This window comes from Pseudomonas segetis (assembly GCF_900188155.1).
Lineage (GTDB): Bacteria > Pseudomonadota > Gammaproteobacteria > Pseudomonadales > Pseudomonadaceae > Aquipseudomonas > Aquipseudomonas segetis.
Window position 1 is genome coordinate 34,748 of record NZ_FZOG01000002.1, and the last position, 23,087, is coordinate 57,834.

18 protein-coding genes and 1 pseudogene are annotated in these 23,087 nt (G+C 57.6%); 15 read left to right on the forward strand and 4 right to left on the reverse strand.

All coding sequences use genetic code 11. The annotated features are described in order from the left end of the window. Positions 1-45: 45 nt before the first annotated feature. Positions 46-681 carry an RluA family pseudouridine synthase gene (locus tag CHB79_RS05915; protein WP_089359234.1) on the forward strand — a complete coding sequence of 212 codons (636 nt, stop codon included), beginning with the start codon at positions 46-48 and terminating at the stop codon, positions 679-681. 48 nt (positions 682-729) lie between these two features. On the opposite strand, the gene CHB79_RS05920 is transcribed toward CHB79_RS05915, so the two are convergent. After that, positions 730-2,334 (reverse strand): ATP-binding protein, encoded by a 1,605-nt coding sequence (locus CHB79_RS05920; RefSeq protein WP_010490364.1) that lies wholly within the window; start codon positions 2,332-2,334, stop codon positions 730-732. Next, complete coding sequence (locus tag CHB79_RS05925) at positions 2,331-3,053, reverse strand: winged helix-turn-helix domain-containing protein (protein ID WP_010490362.1); 723 nt, start codon at positions 3,051-3,053, stop codon at positions 2,331-2,333. Before CHB79_RS05925 ends, CHB79_RS05920 begins: the two co-directional genes overlap by 4 nt. A gap of 878 nt (positions 3,054-3,931) precedes the next feature. Here CHB79_RS05925 and CHB79_RS05930 point away from each other — a divergent pair. From CHB79_RS05930 to CHB79_RS05945, 5 genes are all read left to right on the forward strand, one after another. Then, positions 3,932-6,841, forward strand: coding sequence for a ribonucleoside-diphosphate reductase subunit alpha (locus CHB79_RS05930; RefSeq protein WP_089359235.1), 2,910 nt, complete (start codon positions 3,932-3,934; stop codon positions 6,839-6,841). 437 nt (positions 6,842-7,278) lie between these two features. After that, positions 7,279-8,532 (forward strand): ribonucleotide-diphosphate reductase subunit beta, encoded by a 1,254-nt coding sequence (locus tag CHB79_RS05935; protein ID WP_089359236.1) that lies wholly within the window; start codon positions 7,279-7,281, stop codon positions 8,530-8,532. Positions 8,533-8,668: 136 nt separating this feature from the next. Continuing rightward, complete coding sequence (locus CHB79_RS05940; RefSeq protein ID WP_089359237.1) at positions 8,669-9,103, forward strand: type 1 fimbrial protein; 435 nt, start codon at positions 8,669-8,671, stop codon at positions 9,101-9,103. A gap of 387 nt (positions 9,104-9,490) precedes the next feature. Further along, a complete protein-coding gene (locus tag CHB79_RS21995) occupies positions 9,491-9,649 on the forward strand; it encodes a hypothetical protein (RefSeq protein ID WP_176443143.1) in 159 nt (52 codons plus the stop codon). A 103-nt stretch (positions 9,650-9,752) separates the two neighbouring features. After that, positions 9,753-11,009, forward strand: coding sequence for an OprD family porin (locus CHB79_RS05945; protein ID WP_089359238.1), 1,257 nt, complete (start codon positions 9,753-9,755; stop codon positions 11,007-11,009). A 75-nt stretch (positions 11,010-11,084) separates the two neighbouring features. Here the strand turns inward: CHB79_RS05945 and CHB79_RS05950 are convergent, their stop codons facing one another. Beyond that, complete coding sequence (locus CHB79_RS05950; RefSeq protein WP_089359239.1) at positions 11,085-11,828, reverse strand: class I SAM-dependent DNA methyltransferase; 744 nt, start codon at positions 11,826-11,828, stop codon at positions 11,085-11,087. A 277-nt stretch (positions 11,829-12,105) separates the two neighbouring features. On the opposite strand from CHB79_RS05950, the pseudogene CHB79_RS22375 reads away from it, so the two are divergent. Continuing rightward, positions 12,106-12,882 (forward strand): annotated as a pseudogene (locus tag CHB79_RS22375) (MCP four helix bundle domain-containing protein); the annotation flags it as partial. Positions 12,883-12,897: 15 nt separating this feature from the next. Next, positions 12,898-13,740, forward strand: coding sequence for a methyl-accepting chemotaxis protein (locus CHB79_RS22380; RefSeq protein WP_425439593.1), 843 nt, complete (start codon positions 12,898-12,900; stop codon positions 13,738-13,740). 39 nt (positions 13,741-13,779) lie between these two features. Here the strand turns inward: CHB79_RS22380 and CHB79_RS05960 are convergent, their stop codons facing one another. Continuing rightward, positions 13,780-15,846, reverse strand: a complete 2,067-nt coding sequence (locus CHB79_RS05960) for a putative bifunctional diguanylate cyclase/phosphodiesterase (RefSeq protein ID WP_089359923.1) — start codon at positions 15,844-15,846, stop codon at positions 13,780-13,782. Between the two features lie 292 nt (positions 15,847-16,138). Here CHB79_RS05960 and CHB79_RS05965 point away from each other — a divergent pair, with 292 nt between their 5' ends. The 7 genes from CHB79_RS05965 to CHB79_RS05995 all read left to right on the forward strand — a co-directional run bounded on the left by CHB79_RS05965 (position 16,139) and on the right by CHB79_RS05995 (position 23,077). Then, positions 16,139-16,657 (forward strand): sigma-70 family RNA polymerase sigma factor, encoded by a 519-nt coding sequence (locus tag CHB79_RS05965; RefSeq protein WP_089359241.1) that lies wholly within the window; start codon positions 16,139-16,141, stop codon positions 16,655-16,657. A gap of 2 nt (positions 16,658-16,659) precedes the next feature. Next, on the forward strand, positions 16,660-17,604 hold the full coding sequence (locus tag CHB79_RS05970; RefSeq protein WP_089359242.1) for a FecR domain-containing protein: 945 nt from the start codon (positions 16,660-16,662) through the stop codon (positions 17,602-17,604). 111 nt (positions 17,605-17,715) lie between these two features. Continuing rightward, positions 17,716-20,220, forward strand: coding sequence for a TonB-dependent siderophore receptor (locus CHB79_RS05975; protein WP_089359243.1), 2,505 nt, complete (start codon positions 17,716-17,718; stop codon positions 20,218-20,220). Between the two features lie 194 nt (positions 20,221-20,414). Beyond that, entirely contained in the window at positions 20,415-20,705 is a 291-nt protein-coding gene (locus CHB79_RS05980; RefSeq protein ID WP_010490341.1) for a DUF3649 domain-containing protein, read from the forward strand. Continuing rightward, positions 20,702-22,339 (forward strand): PepSY-associated TM helix domain-containing protein, encoded by a 1,638-nt coding sequence (locus tag CHB79_RS05985; RefSeq protein ID WP_089359244.1) that lies wholly within the window; start codon positions 20,702-20,704, stop codon positions 22,337-22,339. Before CHB79_RS05980 ends, CHB79_RS05985 begins: the two co-directional genes overlap by 4 nt. Continuing rightward, positions 22,339-22,683: a DUF3325 domain-containing protein gene (locus CHB79_RS05990; RefSeq protein WP_010490337.1), complete on the forward strand. Its 345-nt coding sequence runs from the start codon at positions 22,339-22,341 to the stop codon at positions 22,681-22,683. Before CHB79_RS05985 ends, CHB79_RS05990 begins: the two co-directional genes overlap by 1 nt. Positions 22,684-22,840: 157 nt before the next feature. After that, positions 22,841-23,077, forward strand: a complete 237-nt coding sequence (locus CHB79_RS05995) for a hypothetical protein (RefSeq protein ID WP_089359245.1) — start codon at positions 22,841-22,843, stop codon at positions 23,075-23,077. Positions 23,078-23,087 lie beyond the last annotated feature (10 nt).

Genomic DNA, 23,087 nt, shown 5'->3' on the forward strand with positions numbered 1-23,087 from the left:
AGGCTGGTAAGATTAGCCTTTGCTCAAGCCCACACTAGAAGTCCCATGCCCCTCAGTCAGATTGAAATTCTCCACCAGGACGCCGCACTGCTGGTGATCAACAAACCAACCCTGCTGCTCTCGGTGCCCGGCCGCGCCGAAGACAACAAGGATTGCCTGGTCACTCGCCTGCAGGAAAACGGCTACCCCGAAGCCCGCATCGTCCACCGTCTCGACTGGGAAACATCAGGGATAATAGTGCTGGCGCGCGACGCAGATAGCCATCGTGAACTGTCACGTCAATTCCATGACCGCGAAACCGAGAAAGCCTACAGCGCGCTGTGCTGGGGCCAACCTGAACGCGACAGCGGCAGCATTGACCTACCACTGCGCTACGACCCGCCAACCAAACCGCGCCACGTGGTCGATCATGAACACGGCAAGCACGCCCTGACTTACTGGCAGGTGACCGAACGCTGCGCAGATTATTGCCGGGTAGAACTCACCCCCATCACTGGCCGCTCGCACCAACTACGCGTCCACATGCTATCGATTGGCCACCCGCTACTGGGCGATGGTCTCTATGCCCATGAACAAGCACTCGCCGCCTACCCACGCCTGTGCCTGCACGCCAATATGCTCACCCTCACTCACCCGCAGACTCGCGAGCGCATGCGCTTTGAGTGCCCAGCCCCATTTTAAGGCTGCAACCCTGCCCTGTAGCGTGCCACAACGCGAAGCTTGTGCAGCCTAGGCCTGGCGACGCGGCCAGACCAGACTGAAATGCGCGCCCCCCAGCGCTTCGCTATGGCCCAGTTGCGAACGCCCGGCGTGCCAATAGATGATTCGCCGCACAATCGACAGGCCCAGGCCATGCCCGCCAGATGAGCGCGTACGGCTGTCATCCAGGCGCAGGAACGGAGTGAAGATCCGCTCCCATTCGTCTTCCGGTACGCCGGGCCCGTCATCCTCGACGCTCAGGCAACAGCGCTCGTCATCAATTTGATAGCTGATGCGCACCCGCGTCTCGGCGTGACGCAAAGCATTGCTCACCAGGTTTTGCAGCGCGCGGTGCAAGTAGCGAGGTTCCGCCTCGACCAATGCGGCGCCCGCATCAACAGCAGCAGATGAAGGCCCACACTCAATCTGCACCTCGGCACGCAGCGGCGCCAGTTCATCGGCCACCTGCTCGATTAACAGCTGTAGATTGACAGGCTGGAAGTTGATCGCAGGCGCCCCCTGCTCCAACCGGGCGTAGGTGAGCATTTCATCCACCAGCTTATCGAGGTCATGGATGTCGCTGTCCATGCCCTCCAGATAACGTTGGCGATCCTGCTCATTGCTGGCGTCCTCGACCATTTCCAGGCCAAATCGCAAACGCGCCAACGGTGTGCGTAGCTCGTGCGACACGGCGCGCACCATTTCGCGCTGAATCCCCAGCGAGCGCTGCAAGTGCTCGGCCATATCGTTGAATGCAGATGCCAGGCGCCCGACCGAGTCGGCGCCGTGCGCCGCAACCCGCGCATCCAGCTTACCGCTGGCGATCAAGCTGGCCGCCCCCTCAAGCCCTCGAAGACGGCGCTCCAAAGGCCGCACCAGAAAGTACACGGTAACGCCAATCAAGCTCAGCCCAAGCATGGCGATCAATACCAGCAACTGCGGTGGGTACGGATTCATCTGGTATAGCGGGCCAATCTCCAGCACCCAGGGCGTATCGACAATCCCGGAGTACACATGAATGGTGTCGCCGCCTTTGCCCAGGGCCATTACCGTGTCGCTTTCATCAATGCGCCGCCGCTGATCAACATCAAGATTGGCATCCTCGATGCGGATCAGCCGCAGATCGAAGCCAAACTGCTTGCTCTGCTTGATATCGGCCAGGCGCTGGGGCTGCTCATCCACCGGGAAGCGCACCAGTTCATCAATCAGCAGAAAGATGGTTGCGCGTGCCAATTGCTCGCTGATTTGGCGCACCTCGCCAACCAGCAAGAGCTGCTGCGATTCACTGATCAAGGTGGAAACCTGCACGGCGTGTGGGCCAATGAGCTTGACCACCACCTGGCCACGTAGCAGTCGGCTACGCGAGGTACTGTCGAGGCCCGAGTCGGCCACCGAGACGATTTGCAGCGGGATACCCAACAACCGCGACCAGGTTGCAATGGCGCGGCGGCGCTCGACATCAATCATTGGCTGCAGGTTATCGGCCATCAGGTTAAAAGTGCCGCGCGCCAAATCCTCGCGATACTGGTCGCTGCGCACTTCGTTGACCAGGTGCAGGGTGCCGACGCCGAGCAGCCCGACCAGCACCAGCACGGCCAGCATGCCGACATAGATGCGCAGGAAAATTGAGTTCATCGGTAAAAGGCAGCCGCCTCGGGCACAAACAGATAACCCTTGCTGCGCACTGTCTTGATCAAACGAGGGTGCTCCGGATCATCACCAATCTTGGGCCGGATACGCGAGATGCGCACATCGATCGAGCGATCCTGGCCGTCATACTCGATGCCTCGCAAGGCGGTGAAGATTTCTTCTCGCGACAGAATCCGCCCGGCATTGGAGGTCAGTAGCCAGAGCAGGTCGAACTCGGCCCCGGTCAACTCAATATGCTGGTCGGCCAGCCAGGCTTCACGCAGTGCGTTATCCACCACCAGCGGCCCGAACTGCAGTCGACGCTCCCCTGCAACAGGAGTGCTGGCCCGAGGCTCAAAGCGCCTGAGCAATGCCTGGATTCGCGCCAGCAACAAACGAGGCCGCACCGGCTTGCAGACGTAATCATCGGCGCCGGTCTCAAGACCGAGCACATGATCGGTATCATCGGTGCGAGCAGTCAGCATCAGAATCGGGCCAGGGTAATCCGCGCGCACCTTGCTGCAAACCTGCAAGCCACTCTCGCCCGGCAGCATCACATCGAGAATCACCAGATCGGGTTGTTCACGAACTATTCGCCCAGCCGCTTGCGCGCCGTCCGACTCAATTTCGGCCTGCATTCCGTTGGCCAACAGATAATCGCGGGTTAACTCTGCCAAGCGCTGATCATCCTCGACAATCAACACCCGCGGCGGTTTTTGCTCCACAATTCTCTCCTTATAGACACCTACAACAGCCTTGAGCCCAGACAACTGGCGTGCAGATTGTAGCAACCAACACCGGCCACTGGCTGGGTGCATAGTGTACATTCCCGGCGCCGCATGCCAGACGGTTAAATCGGCATAGCCCACTCCCGCATCCATGTGACAGGGTTCACAGCGAATGCCACCTCGCGTAGAGTGCGCCGCCCCTGCACAAACCGCTCCAACTCCTGTAATAAAAACCCTACATATTGTGTTTATGTGATTGACTAAAAACTTGCTTTCAGAGACTCAAAAAAACATTTTTTACTACGACGAACGGTGCAGGGAGACAAATCCCAGTAATAACGGGGCTTTGCGAAAACTACCCAATGTTAACCCACAGCTTTATCCACAGGCTGGCACAAGCTGGCACAACATGTTCACTTGCCATCCCTCCCACACCGCACTATCTTGTATCTCACGCGAGCCAAACACCTACATATTGGGTTTTCGCACAATAAACAACCAAGCATATTTGCACCTAAAAGATCCAGTCCTGAACTGAAAAAGTGCACCTTATTTGCTGTTCAACCTGTTTCAAGGCGGTACACAGCGGTCACAGTGTGAATAACGCCAGCAGAGCGTACTCAGCGTGACCGAGCTGCAGAGTCGAACCAGGCCAACTACTACATCTAGTATCGCCAACCACAAGTTGGCACAAGACTTAAAAGAGCCAGGAAGGCGTTTATCAGCCACGCCTTCCCTGCCCTGTTTTTGCAAGCCCCATGCGCGTAGTGATCCTGCTCTGCGCATGGCGTTGTTGAAATGGAATGAACGACAGGTGACTTGCAGTAAACCACTGTAAATGCCGGTCTACATAAATACAGAACACGGAGACATCCATGCATACCGACACCAATCGCGAGAACCAGCAGGCCAAAGCGCCGCAGGCTTCCGACGCCACCCAGGACCTGGCGGCAACCGCGCCAGGCCAGCTGCGTGTGATCAAGCGGAACGGCACTGTTGTGCCCTATACCGATGACAAGATCACCGTTGCCATCACCAAGGCGTTTCTTGCAGTTGAGGGTGGCACCGCTGCCGCCTCGTCACGTATCCATGAGACAGTTGCGCGCCTGACTGAACAAGTCACCACCACGTTCAAGCGTCGCATGCCTTCGGGCGGCACCATTCATATCGAAGAAATCCAGGACCAGGTAGAACTGGCCCTCATGCGTGCCGGCGAACAGAAAGTCGCGCGCGACTACGTGATCTACCGCGAATCGCGTTCGCAAGAGCGCAAGCGCGAAGTCAGCAACGGCATTGCCGAGCCGCACCCAAGCATCCGCGTCACTCATCCTGACGGCAGCGTTGCACCGCTGGACATGGGTCGCCTGAACACCATCATCACCGAGGCCTGCGAAGGCCTGGCCGAGGTCGATGGCGAGCTGATCCAGAAAGAAACCCTGAAGAACCTGTATGACGGCGTTGCCCAGAGTGACGTCAATACCGCGCTGGTGATGACCGCGCGGACCCTGGTAGAGCGCGAGCCGAACTACACCTACGTTACCGCTCGCCTGCTGATGGACAACATTCGTGCAGAAGGTCTGAGCTTCCTCGAGGTCGCCACCAGCGCCACCCATCACGAAATGGCTGATCTGTACGCCAAGGCACTGCCTGCCTACATCGCCAAGGGCATCGAGTTCGACCTGCTCGATCCGAAGCTGCAAGACTTCGACCTGGAGAAGCTCGGCAAGGCCATCAACCACGAGCGCGACGGTCAGTTCACCTACCTTGGCCTGCAGACCCTGTACGACCGTTACTTCATCCACAAGGACGGTATTCGCTTCGAACTGCCACAGGTGTTCTTCATGCGCGTGGCCATGGGCCTGGCGATGGAAGAGCAGCAAAAAGAAGACCGTGCCATCGAGTTCTACAACCTGCTGTCGTCGTTCGACTACATGAGCTCGACCCCAACCCTGTTCAACGCCGGAACCCTGCGCCCGCAGCTGTCGTCCTGCTACCTGACCACAGTGCCGGACGACCTGTCTGGCATCTACCATGCGATCCACGACAACGCCATGCTGTCGAAATTCGCCGGTGGCCTGGGCAATGACTGGACACCGGTTCGCTCGCTGGGCGCCTACATCAAAGGCACCAACGGTAAATCCCAAGGTGTTGTGCCCTTCCTCAAGGTGGTCAACGACACCGCCGTTGCCGTAAACCAGGGTGGCAAGCGTAAAGGTGCAGTGTGCGCCTACCTTGAAACCTGGCACATGGATATCGAAGAATTCATCGAACTGCGCAAGAACACCGGTGATGACCGTCGCCGCACGCACGACATGAACACCGCCAACTGGATTCCCGACCTGTTCATGAAGCGCGTCTTCGATGACGGCAAGTGGACCCTGTTCTCGCCAAGCGAAGTGCCGGACCTGCACGACCTGACCGGCAAGGCCTTTGAAGAGCGCTACGAATACTACGAAGCGCTGATCGAGTACGGCAAGATCAAGCTGCACAAGACCATTCAGGCCAAAGACCTGTGGCGTAAAATGCTGTCCATGCTGTTCGAAACCGGCCACCCATGGCTGACGTTCAAGGATCCATGCAACCTGCGCAGCCCGCAGCAGCATGTTGGCGTGGTCCACAGCTCGAACCTGTGCACCGAGATCACCTTGAACACCAACAAGGACGAGATCGCGGTTTGCAACCTGGGCTCGATCAACCTGCCGAACCACATCGTCGACGGCAAGCTCGACACCGCCAAGTTGCAGAAAACCGTCAACACCGCGGTACGCATGCTCGATAACGTTATCGACATCAACTACTACTCGGTGCCGCAGGCGCGCAACTCCAACTTCAAGCACCGTCCAGTTGGCCTGGGCATCATGGGCTTCCAGGATGCGCTGTACCTGCAGCACATTCCTTACGGTTCGGACGCGGCAGTCGAGTTCGCCGACAAGTCGATGGAAGCAGTCAGCTACTACGCGATTCAAGCCTCGTGCGACCTCGCTGACGAGCGCGGCAGCTACGAGACTTTCGACGGTTCGTTGTGGTCCAAAGGCATCCTGCCACTCGACTCGCAACAGATCCTTATCGAGCAGCGTGGCCAGAAGTACATTGATGTAGACCTTAATGAAACCCTCGACTGGGCACCGGTTCGCGCCCGTGTACAGAAAGGGATTCGCAACTCCAACATCATGGCCATCGCACCGACCGCGACCATCGCCAACATCACGGGCGTCTCGCAGTCGATCGAACCGACCTATCAAAACCTGTACGTGAAATCGAACCTCTCCGGCGAGTTCACCGTGATCAACCCATACCTGGTTCGCGACCTTAAAGCACGCGGCCTGTGGGACTCGGTCATGATCAACGACCTGAAGTACTACGACGGTTCCGTGCAGCAGATCGAACGCATCCCGCAAGAGCTCAAAGAGCTCTATGCCACCGCGTTTGAAGTTGAAACCAAGTGGATCGTCGACGCGGCCAGCCGTCGCCAGAAGTGGATCGACCAGGCACAGTCACTGAACCTGTACATCGCTGGTGCATCGGGCAAGAAGCTCGACGTGACCTATCGCATGGCCTGGTACCGTGGCCTGAAAACCACTTACTACCTCCGTGCCCTGGCCGCGACCAGCACCGAGAAGTCGACAGTCAACACCGGCAAGCTCAATGCGGTCTCAAGCGGCGGCAACGACGGTTTGAGCGCAGCGCCAGGCAAGGCTGCACCGCAAGTCGAAATGGCGGCCGGACCTGCGCCAGTGCCTAAGGCTTGTGCCATTGATGAGCCTGATTGCGAAGCCTGCCAGTAAGTAGAAAGTGACGCGCGATGCTGAGAGGCATCCGCGTTGTTGCCGACTGGCCCTGCCCCCATCACGTACATACGTACGCTCAGGGGTTCAGGATCAGTCGGCGCCTAGCGGCTACTCTCTCAGTCTCACCCTCGGGTTGCTGCAAGTAGAGTGATGACGAACCGAAGTTTGTTCGGATGATTCAGATCAACAGACCCGGCGCAATAACACAGCAAGATTGCTAGGCTTGGTTATCAACTAGCAAGAAATACAGCGTTAGAACCTTTGGGCTCTAACTACAGATTTAGAGTATTGCCAGCGACGTTCAGGCAAGGCAAACAGGGTTGAGCCCGCGCTGTGTACAGCTGTACATAAGCAGGCGATTACCCCGTTTAAAGCAGTATGAACGGCGCGCAGCAAACTCGGATGTCCACCCACCTGAAAGGAGCCAACCGACTATGTTGAGCTGGGACGAATTCGAAAAGGAAGACGACGCAGAAACTGCAGTCGCTACCGCTAACAACGCGACCGCCATGGCGGACATGAACATCGACAAGCTCGACCAGGTTGGCGGTGCAGCGGCTGAAGAAGCCCGCGCAGTATCGGCTGACGACAGTGCTGCAATCGCCCGTGCCAAAGCAGCACTGGACGAACTCGACATCGCCGAAGGCCTGGCCGAGCTGGAAGGCACCTCGGCCCGTGTTGCGGTTGACGAAAAGCGCATGATCAACTGCCGCGCCGACCTGAACCAACTCGTACCCTTCAAGTACGACTGGGCCTGGCAGAAGTATCTGGACGGTTGCGCCAACCACTGGATGCCGCAAGAAGTCAACATGAACGCCGACATCGCCCTGTGGAAAAGCACCGACGGCCTGACCGACGACGAGCGCCGCATTGTCATGCGCAACCTCGGCTTCTTCTCCACCGCCGACTCCCTGGTTGCCAACAACCTGGTGCTGGCCGTGTATCGCTTGATCACCAACCCGGAATGCCGCCAGTACATCCTGCGCCAGGCCTTCGAAGAGGCAATCCACACTCACGCCTACCAGTACTGCATCGAGTCACTGGCCATGGATGAAGGTGAAATCTTCAACATGTACCACGAGATTCCTTCGGTCGCGAAGAAAGCCTCCTGGGGCCTGAAGTACACCCGCTCGATCTCCGATCCGAAGTTCGAAACCGGTACTGTTGAGACCGACAAGGAACTGTTGCGCAACCTGATCGCCTACTACTGCGTACTGGAAGGCATCTTCTTCTATTGCGGCTTTACCCAGATCCTGTCCATGGGCCGTCGCAACAAGATGACCGGCGTTGCCGAACAGTTCCAGTACATCCTGCGCGATGAGTCGATGCACCTGAACTTCGGTATCGACGTGATCAACCAGATCAAAATCGAAAACCCACACCTGTGGGATGCATCGATGAAAGAAGAAGCCACGCAGATGATTCTGCAGGGCACCCAGCTTGAGATCGAATACGCACGTGACACCATGCCACGCGGCGTACTGGGCATGAACGCGGCAATGATGGAGGACTACCTCAAGTTCATCGCCAACCGCCGCCTGACCCAGATCGGCCTGAAAGAAGAGTACCCAGGCACCACCAACCCATTCCCATGGATGAGCGAGATCATGGACCTGAAGAAAGAGAAAAACTTCTTCGAGACCCGCGTGATCGAGTATCAAACAGGCGGTGCCCTGAGCTGGGATTGAGCTTGCTCAGGAACTCATAGCCACAAGCATCCTGCTTTCCACAAGATGCACCCAAAAAGCCTCGCTTGATGCGGGGCTTTTCTTTGCCTGTCCAACAGGTCCCACGCTTTGGACTTCAGCAATTGAAGGACAACGCATGCCCCAGCACGACCTCTACTTGTGCAAAAAACCTAAAGCCCTTTCTGCAGCTGCCGATAAACCAATTAGGACAATTACGTTCAAGCGAAAGAAAGGTATTACCATGAACAACAATAAATATCGGTTCGCAACCTTGGCTCTCTTGGCTATTTTCTCCCCCGCCACCTTTGCAGAAACCGCCACAAATGCCATCAGCATTTATGGACGAGTGCTCGAGCCCGCATGCCAAGTCAGTGTCGACCAGCGTGCAGGGACACGAGCACTGAACGTCCGGGTGACGGAGTGCAAGTCACCCGTCAATGCATCCTTGAAAGCCCGAGACTCAAGCGCCCACCTTGCCTCTGCAAGCATTTCGCCCCTACAGGGAATGAGTTATACGCCCCCCTCAGGCGCACCTATTCAAGCCGCGATTATTACCCTGGAGTACAACTGACAGACTGCCGATCAGCACTCTTGAGGAAACAAGGTAGATCCACCGGGTTCAAGTCGCTGATAACACTTGGCCAGAACCCATTAGGCTGAATGCCAGACGAAGTACCAAGCCCTTCCAGGAAGGCAATATCAAGTTGGTAATCACGGGGCGTTACCGAAATCCTGCTGCCCCCCGCAGCACCCGCATGGCCTCTGCCAGGTTCATAGATGAACGCTAGGAGGCCCTTCGCCTCAGCCCCCGCCACACAACTCAGGCGAATATAGCCTGCAGTTCATCAGCGCCTAACAGGGTGTTCGAGAATAGTGAATATCGGGCCTTGGAACGCTGCGTTAGAGTCCAGGGCTAAGTTTTTCGGACGCTTATAAAAACCTGGCAAGGAGGCCGACCATGGACACGCTCGTTACCTGCCTGCAAGTGGCGCAACAGGGCATATCCAGCACCAGCGGCTCGCTGGCCACTGCCAAGCAACCCTGCCCAGCTCGCATGTCATCAGTCCCCCGAGCCCTTGCCAAGACTCACCGCTTAAGCCATGCATCGCCGTTGTGAATACGACGCCTATCGAGCTGCCCGCGTTTCTTCCCGCCACGCCGTCAGACAACAACAAGAACGACCGCGAGATTTACCAACCCTGAAAATGAAGAGCAATAAGATGAACAAATACAGCCTCAACATTGCCATCACATCCGGTGTTTTTGGCCTGTCCCTATGCACAGCCGCCCACGCCGAGCTGATCAAGGACACCACTGCCACCCTGGAAGCGCGCAACTACTATTTCAACCGTGACTTCCGCCAGGAAGGGGCTAGCCAGAGCAAGCGCGAGGAATGGGCACAGGGTTTTATCCTGCGTGTGGACTCCGGCTATACCGAAGGCCCTGTAGGTGTTGGTGTAGATGCCATCGGCATGTTTGGTTTCAAGCTCGACAGCGGCGGCGGAACGGCCGGGACCAACTTGCTGGTGCCTGATCGCTCGGGCGGATCGCAAGATAATTCATCTGACCTGGCAGTAGCGGCCAAGGCCAAATACTCGAATACCGCTGTGCGGGCGGGCAGTATGCAGTTCAAGAACATGGCAGTCAGCTCAAGCGATGGGCGCCTGTTGCCGCAGGTGTTCAGAGGCGGCCAATTGATCTCCACGGAAATCGAAAGGCTGTTAATCGATGGCGGCTACCTGAGCCAGGTCAACAACCGTGACTCGAGCGACTTCGAAGACATAAAAATGATTTCCGGTGGCAAGCGTGGCATCAATGTGCGCGGCGACAATGCCAGCGACTCCTTCCAGTTTCTCGGCGGTAGCTACCGGCTTACCGAAGACCTGACCGCTTCCTACTACTATTCCAACCTGGAAGACCTGTACAAGCAGAACTCCTTCAACCTGGTGCAAATCCTGCCGCTGGGTGAAGGTCAGAGCCTCAAGGCAGACCTGCGTTATGCGCGCTCCACCGATGATGGTCGCAGCAATGTCGACAACAAGAGCATGGGCGCGATGTTCACCTACAGCCTGAATAGCCACAGCTTCGGCCTTGGTTACCAGAAGATGAGTGGCGATACTGGCGCAGCTTATATCGGTGGTACAGACCCGTTCCTGGTCAACTATGTGCAGATCAGTGACTTCGCCAACAAGGATGAGTCCTCCTGGCAGGCACGCTACGACTATGACTTCAAGGGCGTCGGGATCCCCGGCTTGAAGTTCATGACCCGCTACCTGAACGGTGACAACGTCGACCTGGGCGCAGCAGCCGGTGATGGCAAGGAATGGGAACGCGACATCGAGCTGAAATATGTATTCCAACAAGGCCCGATGAAGAACTTTTCCGTGCGCTGGCGTAATGCGATGGTGCGCTCCAACTTCACCAACGATATTGACGAGAACCGCTTGATCCTCAGCTACACCCTACCCCTGCTCTGATACAGGAACCACCCGGCTTCAGCCAGCAGCATGCTGGCTGTAGCACAACATCACGACGTTTCAGAGATTCCGAGATCAAATTTTCACGCAGGCAAACAGCGCATTTCCCGACTGCCTGTCCCACGGATTGATCATGCTGTAGTCATGTTCGAGCACATGCACCTCGAAGTAAGGCTGCAACAGCGCCTGCAACTCGGCAAACCCCACGGCCACCATGGGGTGTTCGTCGTGCCAAACCTGGGTTTCACCCGCCATGGTTCTCTGAATGCTCAGCTTCAGCGATTGCTGCGAGCCTGTGCCGTGGTAATGCCAGGCGGAGCTGAAATTGAACAGGCTGTTTTCATGGCGCGCGCTGTGCGACACAAATGAATGGTTGTCGATCAGGTTCTTGTCGACAGCATTGAAGCAGAACAGTCCACCGCGCTTGAGTGCGCCGTGAACACTGGCGATACAAGCCTTGAGCCGGTCAATGCCAGCGCTGTAGTGGATCGAATACAAAAAACAGGTAATCAGATCCAAGGGCTCAGCCACCTTGAAGCTACACATATCCTGCATGGAAAACCGCGCTTCCGGGCAGCGCAACATGGCCCTGTCGAGCATCGGCTGATTGATGTCCAACCCGCTGCTTTGGTAGCCCGCGTCGATAAAGTGGCGAACATGGGGCCCGGTGCCGCAAGCCAGGTCAAGATGATGCTTGCCGGCATTGCCAAACAACTGCTGCAAGCGCTGGATGCACTGGCTTTGCGTCTGGTAGTCAATATCAGCGCACATCAGATCGTAATAACCCGACAAGTCGGTATAGAGAGCGTTGCCGGGCATGATGACCTGAAGGATTAGCGGGGATTTGGGGGCGCGAATCATATCCCAACTCGAGTCAGGCGCAATACGAATAAACGCAGGTAAACACCTTTACTTTTCCAGCCAGACCGCCCCCCGCTTTGGCCTGCAAATGCAACCTATTTCCCTGCAGCCTTATCAAGCACCGTCCGGTTTCACTGGTGCATTGCCCCGGAGTGAGAAAAGCAGGTTCCGACAGCTCGGTTTCTCGTGCGTGGTATAGACTCAAGGCACAGAGTAAACACTCGGGAGAACCAACATGCTTCGTGCTTTCGCCGATTTGGGGTTTCGTTGGAAAATTGCATTGCCCATTGTGTTATTGGCCGCGCTGCTGGTCACCATGGGGGTTCTGGGGATGCGCGGCATTGCCCAGGTCGCGGAATCGAGCACCACGCTAACCAAGCGCTATTTGCCCGGCATCAGTCTATTGCTCAATGCAGACCGCGACCTTTACCAGGCCTTCGTCGCGGAACGCAGTTTGCTCGATGAAGCCGTTGGCGACCACGCCCAAGCCCTGACCGCCTCCCATGCGGAAAACATACAGCAGGCATATGACCGTGTGCATAAGTTCGCCGCCATGCAACCGGGCGCCGAGGCCATGAAGCTGGTTGCACAATTTGATGCAGGTTTCGAACGCTGGAAGGCGACCTCGCAGCAAGTGGTACAACTGGTTGCCAGCGACCCAGAGGCCGCCAGCAACCTGAGTTTCGGTGCCAGCGAAGAGCAGTTCGAAGCCATGCGTGCGGCCATCGACAAACTGGGCGAAATGGATGACCAAGCCGCCAATGCCGAGGGGCAGGCTGCGATTCAATTAGGTGAAACACTGGGCTGGCAGCAGGGCCTGATCATAGCCCTTGGCCTCTGTGTCTGCCTGGTACTGGTGATTGGCTTCCCGATTCTGGTGACCGGCCCGCTGCATAACCTGCTCAACCGGATCAACCAAATCGCTGAAGGCGACGGTGATTTGCGCGTACGCCTGGATGTTGTCTCCAACGATGAGCTGGGCCAGCTAAGCCATGCGTTCAACCGTTTTCTCGACAAGCTACAACCCTTGATCAAGGAAGTCGGCCGCGTCACCGGCGAGGTCGAAAGCTCCGCGCAGAACCTGGCCAAGCTGTCTGTCGCCAATGATCAACTCATCAGCAGCGAGTATGCCGCGGTCGATCAAGTAAGCACCGCTGCGACAGAAATGAGCTCGGCGGTCCATGAAGTGGCGCGCAACGCACAGAGCGCCGCAGATGCCGCGCGCAGTGCCGAGGCCCAGTCCCGCGAGGGCGCACAGGTGGTTGGCGGAGTGATTGAGTCTATTCGGCAATTGGCCCAGGAAGTCGAAAGCGCCTCGACAACCATTCAAACCCTTGAGCAGGAGGCCGGGAATATCGGTGCGGTGCTCGCCGTTATCAGGGGCATTGCCGAACAGACCAACCTGCTCGCGCTCAACGCCGCAATCGAAGCAGCACGGGCCGGTGAACAAGGCCGGGGATTTGCCGTGGTGGCCGACGAAGTACGAGCACTGGCTGCGCGCACACAAGATTCGACCAAGGACATCCAGGTAATGATCGAACGCCTGCAAGTTGGCGTGCAGAATGCTGTCAGGGCCACGCACTCCGGCAGCAGCAAGGCCCAGCAGAGTGTCGAACAGGCCGCAGGCGTGGATCAGGCGCTGACCGATACCAGCGACTCGGTACAGCGCATCAATGACATGGCTGCACAGATCGCCACCGCCTGCGAAGAACAGAGCAGCGTAACCGAGGAGATTGCGCGCAATATCAGCGATATCCGCGACCTCTCCAATGAAGCTGCGCAGACTTCGGAACAAAGCGCACAAGCCAGCAAGCACCTTTCAGAGTTATCGCACGGCTTGAGCACATTGGTCGGGCGTTTCCGGGTCTAAGGCCGAAAATCGCTCCCCTGCCGGCTTGTGTCGCTCAAGCTAGCAGGGCGCCAGAACCTGATGCCCCAGGCTTCCAAGCAACATGTCGGCCGGCTGTGGCCTGCCCAAATGAAAGCCCTGCAGCGTATTGCAGCCCAGGCGAGTAAGCAGGTCCTTTTGATCGCTGGTTTCCACGCCCTCGGCAACAATCTTCATGTCCAGGGTTTGTCCCAGGGCAATGATCGCCGAGACGATCGCCGCATCATCATTATCCTGCGCCAGCGCCATGATAAAGCCGCGATCAATTTTCAATTCATTGGCTGGCAGGCGCTTGAGATAAAGCAGGCTTGAGTAACCGGTGCCGAAATCATCGATGGAGATACTCACACCCAACGCCGATAGCCGATTGAGCACATCCAGGCTGGCCTCGGCGTCACGCATGGCAGTGGATTCAGTCACCTCCAGAATCAAATACTTGGCATCGACGGCGTAGCGCTCCAGGGCCGAACGCACCACATCCACCAGGCTTGCATGCGCCAACTGCACAGTCGACAGATTGACCGCCATGCTCCAGTTGCCATAGCCGGCATCATGCCAAAAACGCAGTTGGCGACAGGCTTCATTGATGACCCAGTTACCGATAGGAATAATCAAACCCGTGCGCTCGGCAAGGGGCAGGAAAACATCAGGCTGGATCAGGCCGTGCTCCGCACTCTGCCAACGCAGCAAGGCTTCAACCCCGACCATCACCCCATTGGGCGCAAGCATCTTGGGTTGGTAATGCAGGCAAAACTCCTGACGCTCAAGTGCCAGTCGCAAGTCTTGCTGCAACTGCATCTGTTCATGGGCATTGACGTTCATGGTGCTTTCAAAAAAGCAGTAGGCGTCACGCCCGGTTTCCTTGGCGTGGTACATCGCCGCATCGGCATTGACCATCAACTCATGGGCGGTTTTGCCATCATCTGGGAACAAGGCAATGCCAATACTGACGGAGAGATTGAGGCTGTTGCCGTCGATGCTATAAGGCTGGGCAATAACCTCGACCAGCCGTTGTGCCAGGGCTGCAGCGTCTTCTGGCTCACTCTGATCAACCAACATCACGAATTCATCGCCGCCCAGGCGGGCCACTGTATCTTCTGCACGCTTGGTATCGAGAATGCGCTGTGCAACCTTCATCAGCAGCCGATCACCAGTGAAATGACCGTAGGCATCGTTGACGGCCTTGAAACCATCAAGGTCCATGAACAGCAGTGAAAACTGGTGTTTTTTGCGGGCGGACTTATTGATTGCCTGCTCCAGGCGATCGTTCAAAAGCAAGCGGTTGGGCAGCTTGGTCAGGTTGTCATGCAAAGCCAGCTTCACCAACTCGGTATTGGCACGATCCAGCGAGGTAGCTAACAGGTTGGTGCGCACATCGAGCATGGAGACGATCAAGGCAATGGCAAACACCGCCAGGCTCACCACTATCACCAATACCGCCAGCCATTTGCTGTCAATGCCACTGTTGGCCGCACCACAGAAACTACCCACGGGAAACTGTGCAGCCGCCATGCCGGTGTAGTGCATGCCCACGATGGCACAGCCCATGACCAGCGACGCGCCGATTCGCGCATAGGTGTTGAACTCGGAATCCCGGCGCAAGCGAAAGGCAATCCACAAGGATGCCCATGAAGCCGCCGCCGCAATCGCAATCGACAACACGAAAAGCCAGGGAATGTAGACAATTCCCGGGGTCATCAACATCGCTTCCATGCCCGTGTAGTGCATGGCGGCGATGCCGAACCCCATCAACAGACCGCCTAACCACAAGCGCGCGCCTGGTAGATTTTCCTGGCACACCAGCCACATGGCAAAGGCTGAAGAAAAAATCGCAATGATCAGCGACAGCAGTGTCAGCGTTACGTCATAGCCCAGGGATATGGGCAGACTGAATGCGAGCATGCCGATAAAATGCATCGACCAGACACCAAACCCCATGGCGAACGAACCACCGATCAGCCACAAGATTGCCGCTCGTCCCTTTGAACCAGCGACTCGACCGACCATATTCAGCGCGGTGTAGGCAGCAAGAATGGCAACAATCAAAGAAAATACGACGAAAATGCCGTTGTAACTGCTGACCAGCATGGGGAACTCACTGAATGGAAGGTGCATCGCGGCGCGCATAATATCAAAAAGACATCATCCGTAAATCACATGTAGTGGCTCGTCAAGACCAGCGGTAGTTTGTCATCGACTGCGCAGGAAGTTATATCGGCCAGTCAGCGGATTAGCTGAAGCCAAATTCGTGTTTTTAGTGCAGGACAGAGTGATTAGCGGGGTGCTTATGGATATGCGTCGAGCGGTTAGATAATGGCACTTGCGTGTGCACGACATTCCATAGAGAATAAATGATATCAATTATCATTTAGGCTCCGCAGTGCTCTCGCCTCCTCCCTCCGAGCTGACCAGCCAGCAAGCGGTTCATTCGCTCTATCACCAGCATCACGCCTGGTTGAAAATGTGGCTGCGCAAGCGTCTGTCTTGTGCAGAAAGCGCTGCCGACTTGGCGCAAGACACCTTCGTGCGCGTACTAGCCAACCGCCAGACTCAAGAGCTGCGTGAGCCCCGCGCCTACCTCAGCAGCATTGCCAGAAGCTTGATGATTGATGGTTTTCGCCGCCGGGCGCTGGAAACATCCTATCTCGAAGCATTGGCAACCATGCCAGAGCAACAGGAAATATCGCCAGAAACCCGAGTACTGATCCTCGAAACCCTGGTGGAAATCGATCGCATGCTCGACAACCTGGGGGCACGTGGCCGTGAGATTTTCCTCTTGGCGCAACTTGATGGCCTGAGCCAGGTTGAAATTGGCCGACGCCTGGGCCTTTCAACCAACACAGTGCGCAAACATCTGGTTCGCGCCCTGACGCAATGCATGCTGCTGATTGAGGATTGAGCATGAGCGCCCCAGTGTCTACCGCCACTCTACAGGCCGCTGCCAACTGGTATCTCGATCTGCAAGAAGCACCAGACAACGCCGCGTTGCTTGACGCACACCAGCGCTGGCTGACTGCCGATGCGGCCCATCGCCAAGCCTGGACGCGCCTGGAAAAGCTCCAGGGCAAGCTGGCAACACTGCCTGCAACCCTCGCCCGGCCAATGCTGTCAGTTGCGGGTAATAAACGGCGCGAGAGCCTCAAGCTGCTCGGGTTGTTGCTGGTTACCGGGGGCACAGCAGGCTTGGCCTGGCAATCGACCACGTTCAGCAGCCTGCGCGCAGACCAACGCACCGCCACTGGCGAACGACGCAATATCCGGCTTGACGACGGCAGCACAGTGCAACTCAACAGCGCCACCGCCCTGAATATCGACTACGGCAAACAGTTGCGTGAAATCAGCCTGCTACAGGGTGAGATTCTGGTCCAGACCGCCGCGGATCAGAAGGCCCGGCCCTTTGTTGTACACACCGAACAAGGCAGCATCCGTGCGCTGGGTACACGGTTTTTAGTCCAGCGTGAGGGCGAGTTCACTCAAGTTCGGGTGTTGCAACACGCAGTCGAAGTCCGTACGGCAGACCACCAACCGCCCGTGCGTGTAAAAGCTGGCCAACAGCTGCGTTTCAGCGCCAGTGACACAAAGGCTGTAGAACCGCTGGAAAGCCATGCGGATGCCTGGGTCAATGGCATGTTGATCGTCAGTAACTGGCCCTTGCCAAGATTTATCGCTGAGTTGGCCCGCTATCGCCCGGGCGTTCTGCGTTGCGACCCAAGCTTGAGCCACCTGCGAATTTCAGGCGCATTCCAGCTTGCGGACAGCGACGCGATTCTCGATAACCTGAGCACAACACTGGAGCTGCGCATTCGCAAAGTCAGTTCTTATTGGGTGAGCGTTGAGCGCGCCTAACCCTGGATAAAAATATTTCACCCAGGTGTTGTTGATTCGTATTCTCAATCGTCTTGGTAGTTAAAGCGCTTATTTGGCGCTCACCACAGAACAACTATCAAAGGACCTTCCATGCCGCTCCAGACTGTCACGCGCCGTGCCCGGCTGCTTTGTTCCGCCCTGCCTGATCCACTCCACACGGCCATTCATCGTGCGGTACTGGGCGCAGCCCTTGCCCTGCCACTGGCAACGGCATTACAGGTTCAGCCAGCCTTGGCCGAGTCGGTGGTAACAGAGCAAGAGTTCAGCATCGCCCCCGGCACTCTGGAGTCCGCACTCAATAGTTTCGCCGCCACCGCTGGAGTCAGTGTGTCCTCGACCCCGGAACTGATCCAGGGCATGCGCTCGGCCGGGCTGCGCGGGCGCTACACCAATGATCAGGCGCTGGAAAAACTGCTGATGGGCAGCCGCCTGAAAGTGGTACGTCAAGCCAATGGCAGCTATTCATTGCTACCTCCCACCGCTGCTGAAGCCAGCAGCAACAGCGCGCTGGAGCTGGATGCGACCTATGTCACCGGGCTCAGCCTTGGGGCAACCACCGAAGGCACGGGCTCCTACACCACCGGCTCGACCAGCACTGCAACCGGCCTGCCTTTGTCGATCCGGGAAACCCCGCAATCGGTGAGCGTGATGACCCGCCAGCGCATTGATGACCAAGGCCTCACCCAACTTAATGACCTGGTGCGCCAAGTTCCGGGGCTCAGCATCAACCAGAGCGGTAACGGCGGCTCGGATACCAGCACAATCTATTCGCGCGGCTTTGCCGTGGAGAATTACCAGGTCGACGGAGTGCAATGGCTCAGCAGTAATTATAAGTCGATCATCCAAAGCAACGACCTGGCACTCTACGACCGAGTCGAAATCATTCGCGGCGCTACCGGCTTGACCAATGGCATCGGAACGCCAGGTGCGACCCTGAACATGATCCGCAAGAAACCGACGTTCAAGCCACAAACCAGCCTTAGCGTCACTGGCGGCTCCTGGGACTACCAGCGCACCGAGCTGGACACCAGTGGCCCGCTGACCGAGAGCGGTAATGTCCGTGGCCGCCTGGTTGGGGTTTATCAGGATAACGAGTCGTATATCGATCGTTTTAACGAACGCAAGAAAGTCTTCTACGGTGTGATCGAGGCCGACCTTACGCCCGATACCCTGCTCAGTGTCGGCATGGATTATCAAAGCCATCAGGCCGATGACCACGCGCGCAGTGGTTTACCGCTGTACAACCAGGATGGCTCACTCGCCGACTGGTCCGACTCTGATTCAGCGGGTGCGGCCTGGGCTTACTCCAACCGCACATTCACCTCTGGCTTTGCCACCTTGGAGCAGCGCCTGAACGAGCGCTGGAAAGCCAAGCTGACACTCAACCAGGGCCGCTACGAATACGATGAAGTCATAGGTTACGCCGCCAGTGGCTTTCCCGACCCCGCTACCGGCGCTGGCATGGGCTTATGGGCAGGCCGCTGGGAGGCCAAGCCGGTGCAAACCAGTCTCGACCTGAATTTTGCCGGTAGCTTCGACCTCTTTGGCCGCGAGCACGATGCCGTCTTTGGCTACAGCCAGCAAGACACCGAGTACCGCACCAACGGCTATCCCCTCTGGCGCTTCGCTGACTGGGACAACTCGATTGACAACATCTACAACTGGGACGGCCAGGACCCGGGGAAACCCGCGATGCCAGCCACCAGCCGAATCGATTACGAAGAGGCGCAAACAGCCGTCTATGGCAGCCTGAGACTACGGGCTAGCGACGCGCTATCGGTGATTCTCGGCGCCCGGGTCAGCGACTGGGAGAACACCGTCAAGACCGACTACTACGACCCGACCTCCGCCGATACCGATGACAAACGCACTGAAACCGGCGTGGTCACACCCTTCGCCGGCCTGGTTTACGACCTTGACGATAACTGGTCGCTCTACGGCAGCTACACCAGTATTTTCAAACCGCAGAGCAACATGACCGAAACAGGTAACTACATCGACCCACTCGAAGGCGTGGGCTATGAAGTTGGCAGCAAGGCGGCATTCTTTGATGATCGCCTCAACCTCGGCCTGGCGCTGTATCAAATCGAACAAGATAACCTGGCCGTGGCGATCCCCGGCGTGCTCGCGCCAGATGGCAACCAGGCCTATAAAGCCGAGTCCGGCACCAAGACCCGTGGTTTTGAAGTGGAAGTCTCCGGTGAACTGGCCCCGGATTGGGAAGCCAGCGCCAGCTTCAGCCGTAACATCGTACAAGACAGCGACGGCAACAAGCTCAATACCAATGTTGCGCAGAACACCGCGAAATTGTTTACCACCTACACCCTGCGCAGCATCGGCAATGGCCTTACCCTCGGCGGCGGTGTCAATTGGCAAAGTGAGATCTATAGCGATGGCATGGGCCCGTTGGGCGTGCGCTTTACCCAGGATGACTATGCCTTGGTCGATGTGATGGCGCGTTACCCGCTGACCGAACAACTCAGCGCCACCCTCAATCTGAACAACCTGCTGGACGAGGAGTATTACACCAGCACCTCCTCCAGCTATTACGGTACGCCACGTAATGCAACCCTGGGTTTGCGTTTCAATTTCTAAGTCGTGGCGACTGCCAGGCATGACCGCCTGGCAGTCGCTTGACACATATTGTCACAGCTAAAAAACCTGCTGCCTTGTGGTTTTGTCCTGCCCGTTCGTTTTAATCTATGCGCAACTGATTCTTGTTAAGATTACTTTTCGTCCCGTTGCCCTGCCGACGGACTTTTCTTGCTCCAAACCATGGCTGCTTGCTCATGAAACCAACCTCCCCTTCCCGTGGCCGCATCTTGTTGTCACGCACCGCTGCCGCGATTTTCGGCGGGTACGCGCTGACCTCGGCCAGCGTGATTTTTCTCGGTGCGGTGCTGCCGCTGCCTAAAAGCCAGGCGATTCTGGCGTCTTCGCTGATCAGCTTCGCGGTCTACACCGCCGCCATCATTTGGGTATTCGCGGTGCAGGACAACCGCCGTGCCTGGCTCGGCCTGCTGTTGCCAGCACTGGTCCTGGCCCCGCTTGGCTGGTGGCTTGGGAGGGGCATGGTATGAGTCAGGCAGTCAAGAAAGAAGGCCTGCGCCAGTCGATGGCATGGCTACACACCTGGGGTGGCTTGTGGGCCTGCTGGATACTCTTTGTGGTCTTTATCACCGGTTCGCTCGGGGTCTTCGATGAAGCCATCACCCGCTGGATGAAGCCGCAAATCCCACAGGCTGGCGAAGTCCGCGGCATGGACGATGGCGTCGACCGGCCTCTGGCCGTGCGTGTCGGCCAGGCCTATTTGCGCGAGCATGTGCCGAGCAGCCATTTCTGGGGCATCGGCCTGCCGAGTGACACGGACCCGGCTGTGCGGGTTTTCTGGCAGGACGAAAAGGAGCAGTTCCAGAACCTGCGTCTTGATGCGACTAGCGGTGAGCCAATCAAGGCCAGTACCGAGCGAGAAAGCGAGGGCGGGCACCACTTCGTGCATATGCACTTCGAGTTCCACGCTGGAACCGCGGGTATCTGGCTGGTTGGCTTTTTCACCATGGCCATGCTCGTCGGTTTGGTCAGCGGAGTCATTACCCACAAGCGCATCTTCAAGGACTTTTTCACCTTCCGGCCTGGCAAGCAGCAACGCAGTTGGCTGGACGCACACAATGCGGTGTCGGTGCTCAGCTTGCCATTCCAGCTGATGATTGCCTACACCGGCCTGGCGACCTTTTACATGCTGTATATGCCCGCCGGTATCGAAACCCACTACAGCACAGACGATGCCTACTTCGCCGACCTGCTGACCCAGCCGACGCCACGTGAAGAGACCGGCATCAAGGCCGAGGTCACAGCGCTCGACCAGATATTGATCAGCAGTGAGAAACAACTGCAACGTCCGCTCAGCTTTATCAGCGTCGAACATCCCGGTGACAGCAGCGCCTCGATTGTGACCTTTGGCCGCTTTATCGAAAAAACCGGTGAATACCGCTTGCTCGGCGATGGCGGTGGCCAGGTGTTCTTCGATGGGGTCAGCGGCGAGCAGCAGGATTTCCAGGCGCCCGGGGAATTACGCGGCGGCGCGGCCCAGGATGTGCAGTCGGTCATGCGTAACCTGCATTTTGCCGCCTTCGGTGGCCTTACCGCTCGCTGGCTCTATTTCATCTGTGGCCTGGCAGGTGCGGCGATGATGGCAACCGGTGCGATCCTGTTTATGGTCAAGCGTCGCCAGCGTTCGCTGAATGAGTTCGGAGCTCGTACACCCCAGGTCTACCGGATCATCGAGGTGCTTAACATCGGCTCTATCAGCGGTATCAGCCTGGCCTGCATTGCCTTTTTCTGGGGCAACCGCCTGATCCCGCTGGGTATCACTGACCGCCCCGAATGGGAAGTCATCAGTTTCTTCGTGGCCTGGCTACTGACCTACGTGCATGCCGCCATACGCCCGGCTACAAAGGCCTGGATCGAGCAGTTGCTAGCAGTAGCAGCACTGTGCCTGGCCCTGCCGCTGCTCAACTGGCTGGTGGTCGGCGACCAGTTCGTCAGCTATCTGCAACGAGGCGATGGCGAGCGGGCTGCAGTCGAGTTGACCGCCATGTCTATCGGCCTTTTGAGTCTGTGGACCGCTCGCAAGCTCTGGCTGAAAAATCGGCAAAAGGTCGAGCGCAAGACGCCACAACCCAGCTTGAACACCGCCAAAGTAGAGGTGGCTTGATGAACATGACGCTCGCCCTGCTGCTCGGCGCAGCCCTGTGCTACGCCGGCATGGCCGCGCTTTGCCTGGCGATGGACAGGCATCACCGCCAAGTCTGGAACCGTACCGGCGCCACCCGGCAAAAAGCCTTGCGCCTTATCGGCTGGTTGCTGCTGGCGGTTGCAATCTGGCCATGCGTTCGCGCCTGGGGTAGCTCGGTTGGCGTGGTCATATGGTTTGGCCTGCTCAGCGCGGCGGCGCTGGTTCTGGTATTTCTTCTGCCCTATCGGCCGAAAGCTGCAGCCCTGTTAATGGGTGTGACAGCCCTGGGCGGCCTGCCTGGGTTGCTCTGGAGTGCCGGCTAAGGCCGCAATAGTTGAAGCCCCATGAGTGCTAGGGCGCGCCGTTCAAGCAATGGCGTGCTCGAGCACAAAAGTCAGTCGCGCGCCGTTGCGCCCCAACGCAGCGAACAAAGAGTGCGTATACTCGCGTCCTTTCTTCTACTGCCCCATGCGAACCGCCATGAAAACCACTGAGTCGCCCAACGCCCGGGTCATTGCGCCAACCGTCACAGAGCTCACTGGCGAACCCCAGGCCAAGCCAGCAATCCCGGCCTTCAAGTTCCCGTTCTCGCCTGCCAGCTATGCGCCGGGCAAGAACGATGGACAGGCGTGGCACTCCAAAGGCCATAAGTCGGCCCACGAGAAGAAAATCGGCCCGGCCCCCAATGGTACGCGCCGCTCCATGGGCAAGCGCTAAAGCGCTCAGC

Bases quoted from the DNA above. Each gene is read 5' to 3' on its own strand.
- CHB79_RS05950 (WP_089359239.1), bottom strand. From the start codon at position 11,828: ATGCCCGGCAACGCTCTCTATACCGACTTGTCGGGTTATTACGATCTG.
- CHB79_RS21995 (WP_176443143.1), top strand. From the start codon at position 9,491: ATGGACACGCTCGTTACCTGCCTGCAAGTGGCGCAACAGGGCATATCC.
- CHB79_RS05990 (WP_010490337.1), top strand. From the start codon at position 22,339: ATGAACATGACGCTCGCCCTGCTGCTCGGCGCAGCCCTGTGCTACGCC.
- CHB79_RS05995 (WP_089359245.1), top strand. From the start codon at position 22,841: ATGAAAACCACTGAGTCGCCCAACGCCCGGGTCATTGCGCCAACCGTC.
- CHB79_RS05940 (WP_089359237.1), top strand. From the start codon at position 8,669: ATGCCCCAGCACGACCTCTACTTGTGCAAAAAACCTAAAGCCCTTTCT.
- CHB79_RS05975 (WP_089359243.1), top strand. From the start codon at position 17,716: ATGCCGCTCCAGACTGTCACGCGCCGTGCCCGGCTGCTTTGTTCCGCC.
- CHB79_RS05970 (WP_089359242.1), top strand. From the start codon at position 16,660: ATGAGCGCCCCAGTGTCTACCGCCACTCTACAGGCCGCTGCCAACTGG.
- CHB79_RS05920 (WP_010490364.1), bottom strand. From the start codon at position 2,334: ATGAACTCAATTTTCCTGCGCATCTATGTCGGCATGCTGGCCGTGCTG.
- CHB79_RS05985 (WP_089359244.1), top strand. From the start codon at position 20,702: ATGAGTCAGGCAGTCAAGAAAGAAGGCCTGCGCCAGTCGATGGCATGG.
- CHB79_RS05945 (WP_089359238.1), top strand. From the start codon at position 9,753: ATGAACAAATACAGCCTCAACATTGCCATCACATCCGGTGTTTTTGGC.
- CHB79_RS05930 (WP_089359235.1), top strand. From the start codon at position 3,932: ATGCATACCGACACCAATCGCGAGAACCAGCAGGCCAAAGCGCCGCAG.
- CHB79_RS05935 (WP_089359236.1), top strand. From the start codon at position 7,279: ATGTTGAGCTGGGACGAATTCGAAAAGGAAGACGACGCAGAAACTGCA.
- CHB79_RS05915 (WP_089359234.1), top strand. From the start codon at position 46: ATGCCCCTCAGTCAGATTGAAATTCTCCACCAGGACGCCGCACTGCTG.
- CHB79_RS05980 (WP_010490341.1), top strand. From the start codon at position 20,415: ATGAAACCAACCTCCCCTTCCCGTGGCCGCATCTTGTTGTCACGCACC.
- CHB79_RS05960 (WP_089359923.1), bottom strand. From the start codon at position 15,846: ATGCTGGTCAGCAGTTACAACGGCATTTTCGTCGTATTTTCTTTGATT.